The organism is Hydrogenophaga flava NBRC 102514 (assembly GCF_001571145.1).
Taxonomy (GTDB): domain Bacteria; phylum Pseudomonadota; class Gammaproteobacteria; order Burkholderiales; family Burkholderiaceae_C; genus Hydrogenophaga; species Hydrogenophaga flava.
In genome coordinates this window covers 71,799-87,931 of record NZ_BCTF01000003.1, presented here as the reverse complement: position 1 = coordinate 87,931, position 16,133 = coordinate 71,799, and the positions used below count along the sequence as shown (strand labels likewise).

16 protein-coding genes are annotated in these 16,133 nt (G+C 68.1%); 12 read left to right on the top strand and 4 right to left on the bottom strand.

Annotation, left to right across the window (positions count from 1 at the left end; genetic code table 11):
• Positions 1 to 327 precede the first annotated feature (327 nt).
• Complete coding sequence (locus HFL01S_RS03720) at positions 328 to 1,611, bottom strand: nitrate regulatory protein (protein WP_066254862.1); 1,284 nt, start codon at positions 1,609 to 1,611, stop codon at positions 328 to 330.
• 164 nt (positions 1,612 to 1,775) lie between these two features.
• Between HFL01S_RS03720 and HFL01S_RS03715 the strand changes: the two genes are divergently transcribed.
• A complete protein-coding gene (locus HFL01S_RS03715; protein WP_066254859.1) occupies positions 1,776 to 3,287 on the top strand; it encodes a hypothetical protein in 1,512 nt (503 codons plus the stop codon).
• Positions 3,288 to 3,321: 34 nt separating this feature from the next.
• Here the strand turns inward: HFL01S_RS03715 and HFL01S_RS03710 are convergent, their stop codons facing one another.
• Both HFL01S_RS03710 and cobA read right to left on the bottom strand, forming a co-directional pair.
• Positions 3,322 to 4,017: a substrate-binding domain-containing protein gene (locus HFL01S_RS03710; protein ID WP_084383078.1), complete on the bottom strand. Its 696-nt coding sequence runs from the start codon at positions 4,015 to 4,017 to the stop codon at positions 3,322 to 3,324.
• 83 nt (positions 4,018 to 4,100) lie between these two features.
• Positions 4,101 to 4,943 (bottom strand): uroporphyrinogen-III C-methyltransferase, encoded by an 843-nt coding sequence (cobA, locus tag HFL01S_RS03705; RefSeq protein WP_066254857.1) that lies wholly within the window; start codon positions 4,941 to 4,943, stop codon positions 4,101 to 4,103.
• 267 nt (positions 4,944 to 5,210) lie between these two features.
• Between cobA and HFL01S_RS03700 the strand changes: the two genes are divergently transcribed.
• From HFL01S_RS03700 to HFL01S_RS03650, 11 genes are all read left to right on the top strand, one after another.
• Positions 5,211 to 6,908, top strand: a complete 1,698-nt coding sequence (locus HFL01S_RS03700) for a cytochrome D1 domain-containing protein (protein WP_500778577.1) — start codon at positions 5,211 to 5,213, stop codon at positions 6,906 to 6,908.
• Positions 6,909 to 7,063: 155 nt separating this feature from the next.
• Positions 7,064 to 7,378, top strand: a complete 315-nt coding sequence (locus tag HFL01S_RS03695; RefSeq protein WP_066254851.1) for a c-type cytochrome — start codon at positions 7,064 to 7,066, stop codon at positions 7,376 to 7,378.
• A gap of 15 nt (positions 7,379 to 7,393) precedes the next feature.
• Positions 7,394 to 7,747, top strand: a complete 354-nt coding sequence (locus HFL01S_RS03690) for a c-type cytochrome (protein ID WP_066254848.1) — start codon at positions 7,394 to 7,396, stop codon at positions 7,745 to 7,747.
• Positions 7,744 to 8,937 carry a cytochrome D1 domain-containing protein gene (locus tag HFL01S_RS03685; RefSeq protein WP_066254844.1) on the top strand — a complete coding sequence of 398 codons (1,194 nt, stop codon included), beginning with the start codon at positions 7,744 to 7,746 and terminating at the stop codon, positions 8,935 to 8,937. The genes HFL01S_RS03690 and HFL01S_RS03685 overlap by 4 nt, the downstream gene beginning before the upstream one ends.
• A gap of 3 nt (positions 8,938 to 8,940) precedes the next feature.
• Positions 8,941 to 9,978: a siroheme decarboxylase subunit beta gene (gene ahbB / locus HFL01S_RS03680; protein WP_169802308.1), complete on the top strand. Its 1,038-nt coding sequence runs from the start codon at positions 8,941 to 8,943 to the stop codon at positions 9,976 to 9,978.
• Positions 9,962 to 10,462, top strand: a complete 501-nt coding sequence (locus tag HFL01S_RS03675; RefSeq protein ID WP_066254841.1) for an Lrp/AsnC family transcriptional regulator — start codon at positions 9,962 to 9,964, stop codon at positions 10,460 to 10,462. Before ahbB (HFL01S_RS03680) ends, HFL01S_RS03675 begins: the two co-directional genes overlap by 17 nt.
• Positions 10,449 to 10,931, top strand: a complete 483-nt coding sequence (gene ahbB / locus HFL01S_RS03670; protein WP_066254840.1) for a siroheme decarboxylase subunit beta — start codon at positions 10,449 to 10,451, stop codon at positions 10,929 to 10,931. The genes HFL01S_RS03675 and ahbB (HFL01S_RS03670) overlap by 14 nt, the downstream gene beginning before the upstream one ends.
• Positions 10,932 to 10,936: 5 nt before the next feature.
• Positions 10,937 to 12,166: a heme d1 biosynthesis radical SAM protein NirJ gene (nirJ, locus tag HFL01S_RS03665; RefSeq protein ID WP_066254837.1), complete on the top strand. Its 1,230-nt coding sequence runs from the start codon at positions 10,937 to 10,939 to the stop codon at positions 12,164 to 12,166.
• Positions 12,167 to 12,236: 70 nt separating this feature from the next.
• The gene (locus tag HFL01S_RS03660; protein WP_245644733.1) at positions 12,237 to 13,766 is read left to right on the top strand and encodes a nitrite reductase; all 1,530 of its coding nucleotides are present in this window, start codon (positions 12,237 to 12,239) and stop codon (positions 13,764 to 13,766) included.
• Positions 13,766 to 14,338 carry a cytochrome c oxidase subunit 3 gene (locus tag HFL01S_RS03655; protein WP_066254831.1) on the top strand — a complete coding sequence of 191 codons (573 nt, stop codon included), beginning with the start codon at positions 13,766 to 13,768 and terminating at the stop codon, positions 14,336 to 14,338. Before HFL01S_RS03660 ends, HFL01S_RS03655 begins: the two co-directional genes overlap by 1 nt.
• A 14-nt stretch (positions 14,339 to 14,352) precedes the next feature.
• Positions 14,353 to 14,622, top strand: coding sequence for a cytochrome C oxidase subunit IV family protein (locus HFL01S_RS03650; protein ID WP_066254828.1), 270 nt, complete (start codon positions 14,353 to 14,355; stop codon positions 14,620 to 14,622).
• 7 nt (positions 14,623 to 14,629) lie between these two features.
• On the opposite strand, the gene HFL01S_RS03645 is transcribed toward HFL01S_RS03650, so the two are convergent.
• Positions 14,630 to 16,099, bottom strand: a complete 1,470-nt coding sequence (locus tag HFL01S_RS03645) for a class I SAM-dependent DNA methyltransferase (RefSeq protein WP_066254826.1) — start codon at positions 16,097 to 16,099, stop codon at positions 14,630 to 14,632.
• Positions 16,100 to 16,133 lie beyond the last annotated feature (34 nt).

The window sequence follows — 16,133 nt, the reverse complement described above, 5'->3', positions numbered from 1 at the left end:
GAAAAAAACCGAAAACTGAAGCCGGAAAAACAAAACGGCGCCCATTCCAGGCCCCCCTGTCGGGGGCGAGAAATGGACGCCGTTGTCCTGAGTGTCCTGAGACTGCCGGGAGGGTGTGCCGCCATTGGCACGTCCCGTTGACCATCCTTCAGCACGGACCGTGCCAGCCTGGGTGTCTGCGCTTTGGTGACCGCCTAAGTTGTTGAATTGGCTGTATTTTTCCGGTGGTGGTGGTGGGTAGAAGGGCCGCAGAGGGCGCCGGGGAAGGCTTCAAACTGGTGCGCTGTTGTGGTGCGGCACAGCTTTTGTGCGCCGCAGCAGGGCGGCTCAGCGCAGGCCCGGCGGCAGGATCTCGGCCATGGCCAGCACCGCCTGCGCCACGTCCACCAGGCGCCGGTTCTGGTTCATCGCCATCTGGCGCAGGGTCTTGTGCGCCTCGTGTTCGCTGAGCTGGCGGTGCGCCATCAGCAGGCCCTTGGCGCGCTCGACGATCTTGCGTTCATTCAGGCTGGCGCGGACCATGTCCAGCTCGTCGCCCATCTGCTGCAGGCGCAGCGCCTGCTCGTGCACCAGTTCGAGGATCGAGCGCTCGACCTGCGGGCCGTAGGCCTGCACCGGGTGCGCCAGATTCACCGGTGGCGCGGGGGCGGCCTGTCCCTCGTCGAAGAAGTCGCCGTGTTCGGGCAGGTCTTCGCCCAGGGATTCGGCGCGCTGCCACTTCTGGAAGTCGGCCAGGTCGCGGTCGGCGGCGGCCAGGCGCTGGCGGCACAGGGCCTCCAGCTCGGCGGCCAGTGCGTCCTCCACCGTCTTCATGGTGTCCATGCGGGCGGTGCAGGCGTCGAACCAGATCTGGCTCAGTCCGGTGTCCAGCGGACCGCCGGGCAGCGAGGTGGCCAGGATGCGGCGCAGCCGTTCCAGCGAGGCCTGCGTGTCGTGCCGCTGCACGGCGGCCCAGGCCTCGCGCAGCGGCTCGCTGGCGAAGTCGGCGAACACCTGCAGGCAGCGTTCCTGCGAATCGATCAGGTGCAGCAGGCGCTGCTGGCCGTCGGCCTGCGCGCAGCCCGCCGCAAACAGGGCCGAGCCGGTGGCGCGCTCTTGGCCGGCGAACTCCTTGCCCTGGATGAAGTTGAATAGCGCCACCAGGCGGCGCGAGATGTCGGGGTCCGACGCGCTGTCGGCGGCCTCGAACACCACCGCCAGCAGGCCGTTGATCAGGCGGATGAAACCGGTCGTGGCGCGGGCCGCGCTCCATTGCTGCGTCTGCACCCGCTGGCGCAGCAGGGGCAGGGCGTCCAGGCCCTGCAGCACGTAGGCGATGCGGCTGAAAAGGCGGGCGCCGTTGCCGGCGCGCGGGGTCTCGGTGTCCAGGGTGTCGAAGGCGGCGCGCACCTCGGCCTGCAACTCGTCGCAGCGCGCCACCTGCGCCAGCCGCTCGTCAGCCCAGTGCTGGCCCTGCGAGGCCAGGTAGAGGTTGGACAGGCCGCGCTCGCGCTGCAGCGCGTGGATGAAACGGCCGGTGGCGTTGACCAGGGCGCTGGTCAGCGCGAGCTGTTGCAGGCCGGCGATTTCACAGCGCTTGGCGGCAATGAGGAAACAGAAGGCCGATTTCATGCCCCGGGGTGGCAGCAACATTCGTGCCGCCGCGCGGTGTGTGGAATGCACCGACTGGTGGGTGAAACGGCGCCGCCCGTCAGCCCGGCGTGCCGCAGCCGGACGACGGCGGGGGATTCGGGTCCAATTCCGGGTTCGTACGTTTTTGGAAGCAGAGGGTGTCCATGGTGTGGTTGAAGCAAGGTGTGGCGTGGGCGGTGTTGTCCGCGGGTCTTCTGACCGCCTGTGGTGGTGGCCAGCCAGACCAGGAGGGCAGTGCCCGGCAGGAGGCAGCAGGCACAGACGTGGTCGCCAAGGCAGCGTCTTCAACCAGCGGCGCAGAGGCGGTGCCTGTCTCCTTCGAGGCGGCAGGCGTGCGCAAGGCCGATGCGGGCCGGGTGGCGGTCTTCCGCTTCTACAACACCGGCACGGGCGCGCACTTCTACACCACGAGCATCAACGAGCGCGAGGCGGTGTACCGCACCGCGCCACAGATGAGTCCAGAGGGGGAGGCCTTTTACGCCGCCGGCGCCGCAGGGGCAGGGCTGAGCCCGGTCCACCGCTTTTTCAATACCCAGACCGGCGTCCACTTCTACACCATCAGCGAGGCCGAGCGGGCCAATGTCGCGGCCAACCTGCCTCAGTTCACCTATGAGGGCGTCGCGTACCACGCCAGCCAGACGCCGGCGGCCGGGTTCACGCCGCTCTACCGCTTCCTCGTGGTGCAGCAAGGGGTGCACTTCTACACCGCCAGCGAAGAGGAAAGCCTGCGCGTGCAGGCCACCATGGCGGCGACGCACCGCTACGAAGGCGTCGGGTATTACGTGATGACCTCGGCCTGCGCCAGCCCGCCATGCGGCCCGACCGGCCCCAACCGGCCCCGGGTCTTCATTTCCTTGCATGGCAACAACCAGCTGGCCGACAACGCCGCGCTGGACGCACAGTGGACCTACGTGCGCCAGAACGCGCATGGTATCTGGGGCAACAACGCCAACATCTCGGATGCCCAGAGTGCCAGCCTCATCCGCAAGATGACCACGCGCAACCTGATCACCGAATTCCCGGTGCCTTCGGGCACGTCCGCGTGGCTGCCGCTCAGCGCATTCAACAACCTCCAGGTGCTCTACCCGGACATGGACCAGAGCCTCAACCCCGAGGCCATCGCTTTCTACACCAGCGACACCAGCCGCTGGAACGTTCGCTCCGTGGCCCAGGCCGAAGCGATCTACACCGACCCCACCGCGCCAGCGACACGCCGCTACGGGGCCGTCTACACCGGCTGGCAGCCGCAGAACTTCGACCCCACAAACCCCAGGTACATCTACGCCAACGCCAACGCGCTGCTGGCCTTCCGCAGCAGCAAGGGCACCTTCATCGAGTGTCCGCTGGGCGCCTGCACCAGCGGGAAGCTCGGCGAGGCGTTCCGCCGGGCGATCCGTGAGACCCACGTGCGCGGCCGGCCCTTCATCTGGTTTGCCAGCAACAGCGGCTCTCCCGGTTGGCTGGCCGCCTTCCAGGCGACCTACAACGCGATTGCGGCCGAAGGCCTGTGGCGGTCCGAGGACGTGATCGCCATCGTGAACTACAGCGGCAGGTATCCCACGGTTCCGGAGTCGCTGGGCGGTGGCGTCGCCGCCGACACGTCGATGGGCCTGGCCTACTGGGCGCTCCAGCAGCGCGCCGCCGCTACCCCCTGACCACGCCGTGCCCGGGTGGCGACCGAGGTCGGGCTCAGGCCGGCGTCATGCCGTGCCGTTGTTTGAGTTCCGCGGTCTGCGGGCTGGCCAGGAACGCCAGGAAGCCTTGCACCGCTCCGGTCTGCGCACTCACCGTGGCGCGCGCCGCCGAGAAGGTGGTGACGATCTGCACCGCTTCGGGCAGGCCGCCGATCACGTCGATGCCCTGAACCCCCGTCATTTCGCTGAGCTGCTGGAAGCCCAGCGCAACCTCGCCCTTGGCAACCAGCGAACCCACCGAGGTGCCCGGCGGCGGCGTGACGATGCGTGGCGCGATCTCCTGCGCAATGCCCCAGCGCTCGAACAGCTTCGCCAGCTGCACGCCGCTGGGGCCGGTCGAGTAGCCCAGCGTGGGCGCGGCCAGCACGGCGGCCCGGAGCGCGGCTTCGGTGGAGATGTCGGGTCGCGGGGTGCCGGCCGGCACGGCGACCGCCACGGCCGAATGGACCATGTCGGTTCGGCTGTCCCCGGCCACTTGGCCGCTGGCGGCCAGCTTCTCGATGGCGTCCGAGGCCAGGGCCACGATGTCGAAGGCCTCGCCGGCCACGACGCGCTTGGCCGCGTCGACGCCGCCGACCGAGGTGACGGCCACCGCCACCTCCGGGTGCTGCGCCGAATACGCGGCCACCAGGTCGGCCAGCAGGGCCTTGGTGGCCATGGAAGAGATCAGGGTCAGGGTGGTGGTCGGCATGGCGGCAGAGGGCGGGTGGACGGAGCCCGCCAGCGTATCAAAGCCGCCGCCGCCTGGCCCCTGGCGGCACGTTCTTTCTGATATCAGGCCGCGGCATGGATCGGCGCCGCCGCCGCAGCGACCGGGGGCGTGGCCGGCACCAGCTGCGCGCGCACCGACACCACCCCGCCGACCATGATCAGCGCCGGTGGCCGCACCTGGTGGCGCAGCGCCAGCGCGGGCAGTTCGGCCAGCGTGCCGGTGATGCAGCGTTCGTCCGGCAGGGTGGCCTTCTCGACCAGCGCGGCCGGCGTCTGCGGCGACAGGCCATGGGCGATCAGCTGACGGCAGATCTCGGGCAGGTTGTTCACGCCCATGTAGAGCACCACGGTCTGGCGCGGGCGCGCGAGCATGGCCCAGTCCATGTCCAGCCCCTGGCCGTCGCGCAGGTGGCCGGTGGCCAGCACCAGCGAGCAGGCGTGGTCGCGGTGGGTGAGCGGAATGCCGACCGAGGCCGCCGCGCCCTGCGCGGCCGTGAGGCCGGGCACCACGGTGAACGGGATGCCCTCGGCGGCCAGGGCCTGCGCCTCTTCGCCGCCGCGGCCGAAGATGTATCCGTCGCCGCCTTTGAGCCGCAGCAGCGAGCGCCCGCTGCGCGCCAGCTGCACCATGAGTTCGATGATCGAGGCCTGGGGCAGGGTGTGGCGCGAGCTTTCCTTGCCCACATAGATGCGCTCGGCGTCGGGGCTCAGGTGCTCCAGCACCGCCGGGCTGACCAGGTGGTCGTACAGCACCAGCCGCGCCGCCTGCAGCGCTTTCACCGCCTTCACCGTCAGCAGATCCGGGTCGCCCGGGCCCGCGCCCACCAGCGTCACTGTGCCCGGAGGCGCTGCGCAGCCATCGGTGGCGGTGGTGCGCGCGGGGGTGATCAGGTTGACCAGGTTCATGACTCGCTCCGTCGTGGGGTGGGGACCCGGCTGCACCGCCGGGCCGTCCGTTGTTGTGAAGCCCATTGTTCGGACGCCACGCGCAGCCGTCCTTGAACCAGTTCAAGGACAAGGCCTGCGGCCGGGCAGAGCATGTGCCTGCTCGCACCGGCCATGGACAGCAGCCTGGCGAGCGGGCACAGCGCCCTTGCAGGGACGGCCACTTCAAACGCTGATCCACGACGGAGAGAGAACACCATGAGATCCCGCACCACGATTCGCCTGACGATGCTGGCGATGGCGGCACTGATCGGCACCGGCGCGTTCGCGCAGGCGCCTGCAGACAAGAAGCTCAGCCCGGCGGAAGCCAACTACCAGGCGGGTGGCTCGCCCCTGGCGGGCGAGCCGATGTACCAGTCGACCAACCCCAAGGCCCCGCCGATGACGCAGGCCGAGTTCGACGTCGCGCGCAAGATCTACTTCGAGCGCTGCGCCGGTTGCCACGGCGTGCTGCGCAAGGGCGCCACCGGCAAGCCGCTGACGCCCGACATCACCCAGAGCAAGGGCACGGACTACCTCAAGGTCTTCATCGCCTACGGCTCGCCGGCCGGCATGCCCAACTGGCAGACCAGCGGCGAGATGAGCGAGAAGGAAGTGGACCTGATGGCGCGCTACATCCAGCACGACGCGCCCACGCCGCCCGAATACAGCCTGGACGACATGAAGGCGACCTGGAAGGTCATCGTCCCGCCGGAGAAGCGGCCGACGAAGAAGATGAACAACTACAACATCACCAACATCTTCAGCACCACGCTGCGGGACACCGGTGAGGTGGCGCTGATCGATGGCGACACCAAGCAGATCATCAACATCGTCAAGACCGGCTACGCGGTGCACATCTCGCGCCTGTCGGCCTCGGGGCGCTACCTGTTCGTGATCGGCCGCGACGCCAAGATCAACATGATCGACCTGTGGATGGAGAAGCCCGACAACGTGGCCGAGATCCGCACCGGCCTGGAAGCGCGCTCGGTGGAGACCAGCAAATTCAAGGGCTTTGAAGACAAGTACGCGATCGCCGGTTCCTACTGGCCGCCCCAGTTCGTGATCATGAACGGCGACACGCTGGAGCCGCTGAAGATCATCTCCACCCGTGGCAACACGGTGGACAAGCAGGAGTACCACCCCGAGCCGCGCGTGGCCTCCATCGTGGGCAGCCACTACAAGCCCGAGTTCGTTGTGAACGTCAAGGAAACCGGCCAGACCCTGCTGGTGGACTACTCCAACATCGACGCGCTCAAGGTCACGACGATTGGCACCGCGCGCTTCCTGCACGACGGCGGTCTGGACTCGACCAAGCGCTACTTCATGGTGGCGGCCAACAACAGCAACAAGATCGCGGCGGTGGACCTGAAGGAAGGCAAGCTGACCAAGCTGATCGACGTGGGCAAGATCCCGCACCCGGGCCGCGGCGCCAACTTCGTGCACCCGACCTACGGGCCCGTGTGGTCCACCGGCCACCTGGGCGACGACAGCATCTCGCTGATCGGCACCGACCCGGTCAAGCACCCCAAGAACGCCTGGAAGGTGGTGCAGACGCTGACCGGCCAGGGCGGCGGCGCGCTGTTCATCAAGAGCCACCCGAAGAGCAAGCACCTGTATTCGGACTCGCCGCTCAACCCCGATCCGAAGATCTCGCAATCGGTCGCGGTGTACGACATCGACAACCTGGCCAAGGGCTACACCGTGCTGCCGATCGCCGAGTGGGCGGGCATCAAGGACGACGGCGCCAAACGCGTCGTGCAGCCCGAGTTCAACAAGGCCGGTGACGAGGTCTGGTTCTCGGTGTGGAGCGCCAAGAACAAGGAAAGCGCGCTGGTGATCGTGGACGACAAGACGCTCAAGCTCAAGGCCGTGATCAAGGACCCGCGCCTGATCACGCCGACGGGGCACTTCAACGTGCACAACACCCAACACGATGTCTATTGAGGGCACCCCCCTGCGCCGCTGACGCGGCTTCCCCCCTCCGTGGCGCGCCTGCGGCGCTTCGAGGGGGGACGGCCCCTGTGGCCCGGCGAAGCCGGTTCCACGGGGCCCCTGGGTGAAGTCACTTCGTCTTCGTTGCGTTTTTTCTGGAGAACTTCATGAGAGTGTTTGTTTCTGCTGTGGCGGCTGCTGTGCTCGCCCTGGGTTCCGGCGCTGCCTTCGCTGATGGCGAGGCGGCCTTGAACAAGGCTGGCTGCATGGCCTGCCATGCCAAGGACAAGAAGCTGGTCGGTCCTTCGTTCAAGGACATCGCGACCAAGTACAAGGGCCAGGATGTGGCGGCCAAGCTGTTCGACAAGGTGCGCAAGGGCGGGTCGGGCACCTTTGGGCCGATTCCCATGTCGCCCAACGGTCTGGACAAGATCGCCGACCAGGACCTCAAGGACGCCATCGCGGTGATCCTCAAGTCCTGATCCGGGAGGCCTGCCGTGCTGCGTGTCGCTGTCCTCCTGTCTGCGCTGCTGCTGGGGCCCTTGCTGGCCTTCGCTCAGTCCGCACCCGATGCCGCTCCCGATGCCTCGCGTTCTCGCGAGCTGGTGCGCATGGTGCGGCAGGACTGCGGTTCGTGCCACGGCATGCGACTGACCGGCGGCCTGGGTCCCGCGCTCACACGCGAGGCCCTCGCCGAGTTTCCCCTCGACAGCCTGGCCGCCGTGATCTTTCACGGCCGGCCCGGCACCCCCATGCCGCCCTGGAAGGCGATGCTCAGCGAGCCCGAGGCCCGCTGGATCGCCGTTCGCCTTCAGCAGGGCTTTCCTGAAGAAGTGGTGAAAACGCCATGAAGCGCCGTGAATGGCTGGCCGCCGCGGCCACCCTCTCGTCCATCGCCGCCGTGGGCAGCCTCACCGGTTGCGCCGCGCCCGTGCTGCGCGGCACCGGCGACCTGGGTGTGGTCATCGGCCGCGCCAATGGCACGCTCTACCTGGTGGACACCTCAACTCGCACCCTGATCGGCGAGGTGCCCGGCCTGGGCGATCTCTCGCACGCCTCGGTGGTGTTCTCGCGCGATGGTCGTTACGCCTACGTGTTCGGGCGCGACGGCGCGCTCACCATGGTCGACCTGCTGACGCAGCGCATCACCCGCCGCGTGATGCAGGCTGGCAACTCCATCGGCGGCGCCATCAGCGCCGACGGCACCCTGGTGGCAGCGCAGAACTACACGCCCGGCGGCGTGAAGGTGTTCGATGCGCGCACGCTGGAACTCGTCGCCGACATTCCGGCCGAATACGCTCCGGGCAAGCTGTCCCGTGTGGTGGGTCTCGTCGACCTGCCGGGCCGGCGTTTCGCCTACAGCCTTTTCGACGCCGACGCGATCTGGGTCACCGACTGTTCGGACCCGAAGAGGGTCACCACACAGACATTCGACGGCATCGGCCGCCAGCCCTACGACGCGCTGGTCACGCCCGATGGCCGCCACTACATCGCCGGGCTGTTCGGTGAAGACGGTTTGGCGATGATCGACCTCTGGTCTGACAAGCCCACCGTGCGCCGCATCCTCGGCGGTTACGGCAAGGGCCAGGAGCCGCTGCCGGTCTACAAGATGCCGCACCTGCGCGGCTGGGCCGTGGCCGGGCGCCGCGCCTACCTGCCCGCCATCGGCCGGCACGAGGTGCTGGTGGTCGACACCGACAGCTGGCAGAAAGTCGGCCGCATCCCGGTCGCCGGCCAGCCGGTGTTCGTGATGGCGCGGCCCGACGGCCGCCAGGTCTGGGTCAACTTCGCCGTGCCCGACTACCACCGCGTGCAGGTCATCGACACCCAGCGCCAGCAGATCGTGCAGACCATCGAGCCGGGCAAGGCCGTGCTGCACATGGAGTTCACGCCGCGCGGCGACACCGTGTGGATCAGCAGCCGCGACGAGAACCGCGTGAGCGTGGTGGACACGCAGAGCTTCGCCATCCGCGCGCGGCTTCAGGTTCCCGCGCCCAGCGGCATCTTCTTCACCTCGCGCGCCGCGCGCATGGGGTTCTGAGCCATGGATGCCCGCACGCGCTCCGACCTTCGCCTGCTCAACGACTGGCAGCACGGCTTTCCGCTGTGCCGCGATCCCTTTGGTGTGCTCGCGGCGCAGACCAGGCTGGACCTGGAAGAGGTGCTGGCGCAGCTGCAGGCTGCTCAGGACGACGGTCGCATCAGCCGCATCGGCGGCGTGTTCGCCCACGGCAGCGGGGGCGACGCGGTGCTGGCCGCCATGGCCGTGCCGCCGCACCGCATCGAGGCCGTGGCCGCCGCCGTGTCGGCCCACCCGGGTGTGAACCACAACTACCTGCGCGAGCACCACCACAACCTCTGGTTCGTGATGACCGGGGCCGACCGGTACGCCGTCGAAACGGGCGTGAGCGGGCTGGAACACGCCACCGGGCTGCCCGCCATGCGGCTGCGCATGGTCCGGCCCTACCGCATCGACCTGGGCTTCGACCTGGGCGGCGACACCGCGCACCAGCCCATGCGCGCCACCGCCGCCGTGGCCTCGCTCGCGCCGTTGCCCTCCAGCCAGTGGCCGCTCGCGCGCCGCGTCGAGGCCGGCCTGCCGCTGGTGGAGCGGCCCTATGCGCAGTGGGCCGACGAACTCGGTGTCGACGAGGACGGTGTGACCGAGTGCATCGGGCAGTGGCTGGCCGAGGGCCGGCTCAAGCGCTTCGGTGTCGTGGTGCGCCACCACGAGCTGGGCTTCGCGGCCAATGCCATGACGGTGTTCGACGTGCCCGATGAGCGCGTGGACGCCTGCGGCCAGGCGCTGGCCGAACAGGCGGGCGTGACCCTGGCCTACCGCCGCACGCGCGCCGAGGGCTGGCCCTACAACCTCTACGCGATGGTGCACGGCACCCACCGTGAGGCGGTGAGGGCCGTGATCGAGCGCGTGACCCACGCCGCCGGCCTCGCGCCATTCCCGCGCGAGGTGCTGTTCTCCACCCGCCGCTTCAAGCAGACCGGCGCGCGCCGCTTTCGCGGCTGGAGCGCCGTCCCCGCTGCGGTCCCTATGACGGAGGTGCCCCATGGCGTCGCCCGATGACCTGCGCCTGATCGACCGCCTGCACGGCGGCTTTCCGCTGAGCGACCGGCCCTTTGCCGAGGTGGCGGCCACGCTGGGCTGCACCGAGGACATGCTGATCGACCGCCTGCAGCGTCTGCTGGCGCACAGCGACCTCACACGCTTCGGCCCGCTGTTCCAGATCGAGCGCGCCGGGGGCCGCTTCGTGCTGGCCGCCATGGCCGTGCCCGAGGAACGCTTCGAGGCCGTCGCCGCGCAGCTGGGCGCCATGACCGAGATCGCCCACAACTACCGCCGCGAGTCGGCCCACCCCGACCAGCCCGGCGCCACGCCGCTGAACATGTGGTTCGTGATCGCGGTCGAACGCGCCGACCAGGTGGACCGCGTGACCCAGGACATCGAGACCCTGACCGGCCTGCCGGTCTACGCCTTTCCCAAAGAGCGCGAGTTCTTCGTCGAACTGCGCCTGCCCCTGCTGCCCGGAGGCCACCATGTCCCTGGATGAACTGGACCGCCGCATCATCCGCGCCACCCAGTCGGGCCTGCCGCTGGTGCCCCGCCCCTACGAGGCGGTGGGCGCGTCGCTGGGCATCGGCGGCGAACAGGTGCGCGAGCGCCTGCAGGCCATGCTGGAAGAAGGCCTGGTCCGCCGCATCGGCGCCGTGCCCAACCACTACCGGCTGGGCTTCACCGCCAACGGCATGAGCGTGTGGGACGTGGCCGACGAACGCGTCGACGAACTCGGCGAACGCATCGGCCAGCTGCCGTTCGTGAGCCACTGCTACCGCCGCCCTAGAAGGCCGCCGGTCTGGCCATACAACCTGTTCGCCATGCTGCACGGCCGCTCGCGCGACGAGGTCGAGGCCCAGGCGCTGCAGGTCGCGGCCCTGCTCGGTGACGCCTGCCGCGCGCACGACATCCTTTACTCGACAGCCATCTTGAAAAAGACCGGGCTTCGCATTTCCGAAAGCTGAGAACCATGTTCCGCATCAGCCAGTACATGCGCGAGCTCGCGCAAGCCGAACAGACCTTGCAGTGGCCCGCCGCCAGCCGCCGTGGGTCGGGCACACTGCCCGGACCCGTCGTGATCTGGAACCTCATCAGGCGCTGCAACCTCACCTGCAAACACTGCTACGCCCTGTCCGCCGACCACGACTACACCGGTGAACTGAGCGGCGACGAGGTGGCCACGGTGATGGACGACCTCAAGGCCTTCCGCGTGCCGGTGCTCATCCTCTCCGGGGGCGAACCGCTGATGCGGCCGGACATTTTCGACATCGCCGAGCGGGCCAAGGGCATGGGCTTCTACACCGGTCTGTCCACCAACGGCACCCTGATCGACGCGCCCATGGCCGACCGCATCGCCGCCCAGGGTTTCGACTACGTGGGCATCAGTCTGGACGGTCTGAGCGAGACGCACGACAAGTTCCGTCGCCTCGACGGCGCCTTCGACCGCAGCCTGGCGGCGGTGCGCCTGCTGCGCGAGCGCGGCGTCAAGGTCGGTCTGCGCTACACCATGACCGCGATGAACGCGCACGACTTCGCGCCGCTGCTCGACCTGATGCGCGCCGAGCGGGTCAACAAGTTCTATTTCTCGCACCTGAACTACGCCGGTCGCGGCAACATCCACCGCGGCAAGGACGCGCAGTTCCAGTCCACCCGCGACGCGCTGGACCGGTTGTACGAACGCGCCTGGCAGGCCGCCCGCGACGGGCTGGACGAGGAGTACGTGACCGGCAACAACGACGCCGACGGCCCCTATCTGCTGCAATGGGTGGCGCAGCGCTTCCCGCGCTGGACTGAGGCCCTGCGCGAACGCCTGGTGGCCTGGGGCGGCAACGCCAGCGGCGTCAACGTGGCCAACATCGACAACCTCGGCGAGGTCCACCCCGACACCATGTGGTGGCACCACGCGCTGGGCAATGTGCGCCAGCGCCCGTTCTCGCAGATCTGGATGGACACGTCCGATCCGCTGATGGCCGGCCTCAAGGCCAGCCCGCGCCCGGTGGAAGGCCGCTGCGCGCAGTGCCAGCACTTCGCCATCTGCGGCGGCAACACCCGCACGCGGGCGCAGCAGCTGACCGGCAACGCCTGGGCCGAGGACCCGGGCTGTTACCTGACGGACGAAGAGATCGGTCTGCTGGCCGGTGACGCCACGGCGTCCACCCGCCGCACGACCATCCTGATGAAGGAGGTGGACCATGTCTGAACCCGCGAACCGCTGGACCGAACGCCTGGCCAACACCGCGCGCGCCGCGCTGGTGCTGGGCCTGTGCTGGATGGGCGTGGACATGGCTGGCGCGCAGACCATCGACGCCAAGGCCCTGTACCAGCAGAACTGCGCCGCCTGCCACGGCGAGCAGCGCACCGGCGCCATGGGCCCGGCCCTGCTGCCCGAAAGTCTGGAGCGCCTGCGCCCGGCCGAGGCGCTCAAGGTCATCCAGCAAGGCCGCCCCGCGACGCAGATGCCAGGCTTCGCCCAGCAACTGAGCGCAGAGGAAATCAACGCGCTGGCGGCCCACATCCGCACCCCGGTGCTGCCCGCGCCGCGCTGGACCGAGGCCGACATCCGTGCCTCGCGCACCTTCAACGAAGCGCCCAAGGGCGAGCCGGCGAAGCCGCTGTGGTCCGCCGACCCGATGAACCTGTTCGTGGTCGTCGAGGGTGGCGACCACCACATCAGCCTGCTCGACGGCGACAAGTTCGAAGTCATCACCCGCTTTGCCAGCCGCTTCGCGCTGCACGGCGGCCCCAAGTTCACGCCTGACGGCCGCTACGTGTTCTTCGGATCGCGCGACGGCTGGATCACCAAGTACGACCTCTGGCGCCTGCGCGTGGTGGCCGAGGTGCGCGCCGGCCTGAACATGCGCAACGTGGCCGTGAGCGGCGACGGGAAGTGGGTCATGGCCGCCAACTACCTGCCGCACAGCGTGGTGCTGTTCGACGCCGACCTGAACCTGCAGAAAACCTACGCCGCCGCCACGCTGGACGGCAAGGCCACTTCGCGCGTCTCGGCGGTGTACGACGCCACGCCGCGCAACAGCTTCGTGGTCGCGCTCAAGGACATTCCGGAGCTCTGGGAAATCTCCTACGACCCCAAGGCCGCGCCGATCTACGACGGCCTGGTGCACGACTACAAGATGGGCGAGGCGATCGCCAAACCCGGCTTCCTGGGCGTGCGCCGCACGCCGCTGGACGAGCCGCTGGACGACTTCTTCTTCGACCAGAGCTACCGCCATGTGCTGGGGGCCACACGGCCGAAAACCGGCGACGGCGCGGCCACCGCGCAGGTGGTCAACCTCGACGTGCGCCGCAAGATCGCCGACCTGCCCATCGCCGGCATGCCGCACCTGGGTTCGGGTATCACCTTCGCGTGGAACGGCAGCACCGTGCTGGCGTCTCCGAATTTGAAAGGCGGCGCCATCGACGTGATCGACATGAAGACCTGGAAGCCGGTCGCCACCATCCCCACGCCCGGCCCCGGCTTCTTCATGCGCAGCCACGAGAACAGCCGCTACGCCTGGACCGACTCGATGATGAGCCCGACCGCCAAGGACACCATGACCCTCATCGACAAGACCACGCTGCAGCCCGTGGCCACGGTGAAGGAACCCGGCAAGACCCTGGCCCACATCGAGTTCACCAAGGACGGCAAATACGCGCTGGCCAGCGTCTGGGAAATGGACGGGGCGCTCATCGTCTACGACGCGACCACGCTCAAGGAGGTCAAGCGCCTGCCCATGAGCAAGCCGGTGGGCAAGTACAACGTGTGGAACAAGATCACCAGATCCGAGGGAACCTCCCACTGATGGCGGTCGCTCATGAGGAGCCGCGCCTCGCAGGCGACGGCGTGGTCTGGCTGCTGGTGCTGGCCGAGCTGCTGACCTTCGGCCTGCTGTTCATCTCGTTCGCGGTCACCCGCCACCTGCAGCCCGAGGTGTTCGCGCCCGGCCAGGCCGCGCTGAGCCTGCACACGGGTGCGCTCAACACCCTGCTGCTGGTCGCGGCCAGCTGGGCCGCCGTGCGCGCGGTGCGCTGTTTCGAGTCGGACCAGGGCCGGGCGGGCGCGCACTGGCTGCTCGCCGCGCTGGCCGGCGCGGTCGGCTTCCTGGTGGTCAAGAGCCACGAGTTCGCGAGCAAGGTGCAGGCCGGTTTCGACTGGGCCACCGATGCGTTCACGCTGCTCTACACCCTGCTCACCGGCTTCCATTTTCTGCACGTGGTCGTGGGCGCCATCGTGTTCACCGTGCTCTGGTTCAAGGCCCGTGCCGGCGCCTACGGACGGGCCAACCACATGGCCCCGGCGTCTGGCGCCGTGTTCTGGCACATGGTCGACCTGCTGTGGATGGTGCTGTTCCCGCTGGTCTACGTCATTCGCTGAAGTCAGGGCCCGTCATGCGATTCAACAAGGCCGACACCATCTTCGCACTGCTCGCGCTCGCCACGCTCGCGAGCTGGTGGCTGGGGGAGGGCGCCGCCGTCAGCGGCCAGCACATGGGCACCGTCGCCACCCTGGCAGTGCTGGCGCTGTCGGCCGTCAAAGGCGCGCTGATTGCACTGGACTACATGGAACTGCGCCAGGCCCCTGCGCTGTGGCGGCGCGCGGTGATGGGCTGGCTGGCGGTGGTGCTGGGGATGGTCGTGGTGTTCAGCGTGGGGCTCTGACGCGCCTTCAAACACCCGCAGAGCACGGCAAAGCTGCCGCTACATCGCGGAACGCCACCAGCGCCGCCTCCAGGTGGTCAATGATTTCCTGCTGCAGCACATCCGGCGGTGGCAGGTCGGCCAGGTTGTTCAGGCTGTCGTCCTTGAGCCAGAAAACATCCAGACTGGCCTTGTCGCGCGCCAGCAGGTCGGCCACTGGGTAGTGCTTGAAGCGCTCTGTCTCGGTGCGCTGGTGCCGGCTCTCCGGGTGATAGCAGGTGACAAAGTCCTGCAGGTCTGACACCCCCAGCGTGCGCGTCTTCAGCGTGAAGTGCTTGTTTGTGCGCAGGTCGTAGAACCACACGCCTTTTGTATGAGTGCGACCGTCTTTCGGCGCGGCGTCGAAAAACACCACATTGGCCTTCACCCCTTGTGCGTAGAAGATGCCCGTGGGCAGCCGCAGGATGGTGTGCACGTCGCAGGTCTCCAGCCACTTGCGGCGAATCTTCTCGCCGGCACCGCCTTCAAACAGCACGTTGTCGGGCAACACCACCGCTGCCTTGCCCGTCACCTTCAGCATGCTCACGATGTGCTGCAGAAAGTTCAGCTGCTTGTTGCTGGTGGTGGTCCAGAAATCCTGCCGCTCGTAGGTCAGCGCATCGCGGTCTTCTTCACCCTCTTCGTTGGTGAAGGTCATGCTGCTCTTTTTGCCAAACGGCGGATTGGCCAACACGTAGTCAAAGTGCTGCGATGGCTCGCTGATCAGCGCGTCGGCCCGCTGCACCAGCGGCTCTTCCACCATGTCGCCCACGTTGTGCAGGAACAGGTTCATCAGGCACAGCCGCCGCGTGCTCGCCACGATCTCGTTGCCGTGAAAGGTCTTGTCCTTCAAGAACGCCGCCTGCTTCTTGTTCAGCGTCTGGCCTGGCCGCGTCAGCCACTGGTGCACGCCCAGAAAAAAGCCGCCCGTGCCACAGGCCGGGTCCGCCACCGTCTTCATGGGCTCGGGGCGCACGCATTCCACCATCGCCTGAATCACCGCGCGCGGCGTGAAGTACTGGCCCGCGCCGCTCTTGGTGTCTTCCGCGTTCTTCTGCAGCAGGCCCTCGTACAGGTCGCCCTTGGTGTCGGCGTCCATGCCCACCCAGCTCTCGGCGTCGATCATCTGCACCAGGCGGCTGAGCTTGGCCGGGTCCTGGATCTTGTTCTGCGCCTTGAAGAAGATCGCGCCCAGCATGCCCGGCTCGTGGCCCAGGCGCTGCAGGATCGTCAGGTAGTGCGCCTCCAGCGGCTCACCCGTCTTCTTGCGCAGGCTCGCCCAGTCGCAACTCTTGGGCACATGTGTCTGCCGGTTGTAGGGCTCCTGCGTGTACTCGTGCGCCATCTTCAGGAACAGCAGGTAGGTCAGTTGCTCCAGGTAGTCGCCATAGCCCACGCCGTCGTCCTTGAGCGTGTGGCAGAAATTCCAGACCTTCTGGATCAGGGTTGATGTGTTCATGAAACCTTGTGTTGTCTTGTGTCGTCGTGCACCC

Bases quoted from the DNA above. Each gene is read 5' to 3' on its own strand.
- HFL01S_RS03720 (WP_066254862.1), bottom strand. From the start codon at position 1,611: ATGAAATCGGCCTTCTGTTTCCTCATTGCCGCCAAGCGCTGTGAAATC.
- HFL01S_RS03715 (WP_066254859.1), top strand. From the start codon at position 1,776: ATGGTGTGGTTGAAGCAAGGTGTGGCGTGGGCGGTGTTGTCCGCGGGT.
- HFL01S_RS03710 (WP_084383078.1), bottom strand. From the start codon at position 4,017: ATGCCGACCACCACCCTGACCCTGATCTCTTCCATGGCCACCAAGGCC.
- cobA (WP_066254857.1), bottom strand. From the start codon at position 4,943: ATGAACCTGGTCAACCTGATCACCCCCGCGCGCACCACCGCCACCGAT.
- HFL01S_RS03700 (WP_500778577.1), top strand. From the start codon at position 5,211: ATGCTGGCGATGGCGGCACTGATCGGCACCGGCGCGTTCGCGCAGGCG.
- HFL01S_RS03695 (WP_066254851.1), top strand. From the start codon at position 7,064: ATGAGAGTGTTTGTTTCTGCTGTGGCGGCTGCTGTGCTCGCCCTGGGT.
- HFL01S_RS03685 (WP_066254844.1), top strand. From the start codon at position 7,744: ATGAAGCGCCGTGAATGGCTGGCCGCCGCGGCCACCCTCTCGTCCATC.
- ahbB (WP_169802308.1), top strand. From the start codon at position 8,941: ATGGATGCCCGCACGCGCTCCGACCTTCGCCTGCTCAACGACTGGCAG.
- HFL01S_RS03675 (WP_066254841.1), top strand. From the start codon at position 9,962: ATGGCGTCGCCCGATGACCTGCGCCTGATCGACCGCCTGCACGGCGGC.
- ahbB (WP_066254840.1), top strand. From the start codon at position 10,449: ATGTCCCTGGATGAACTGGACCGCCGCATCATCCGCGCCACCCAGTCG.
- nirJ (WP_066254837.1), top strand. From the start codon at position 10,937: ATGTTCCGCATCAGCCAGTACATGCGCGAGCTCGCGCAAGCCGAACAG.
- HFL01S_RS03660 (WP_245644733.1), top strand. From the start codon at position 12,237: ATGGGCGTGGACATGGCTGGCGCGCAGACCATCGACGCCAAGGCCCTG.
- HFL01S_RS03655 (WP_066254831.1), top strand. From the start codon at position 13,766: ATGGCGGTCGCTCATGAGGAGCCGCGCCTCGCAGGCGACGGCGTGGTC.
- HFL01S_RS03650 (WP_066254828.1), top strand. From the start codon at position 14,353: ATGCGATTCAACAAGGCCGACACCATCTTCGCACTGCTCGCGCTCGCC.
- HFL01S_RS03645 (WP_066254826.1), bottom strand. From the start codon at position 16,099: ATGAACACATCAACCCTGATCCAGAAGGTCTGGAATTTCTGCCACACG.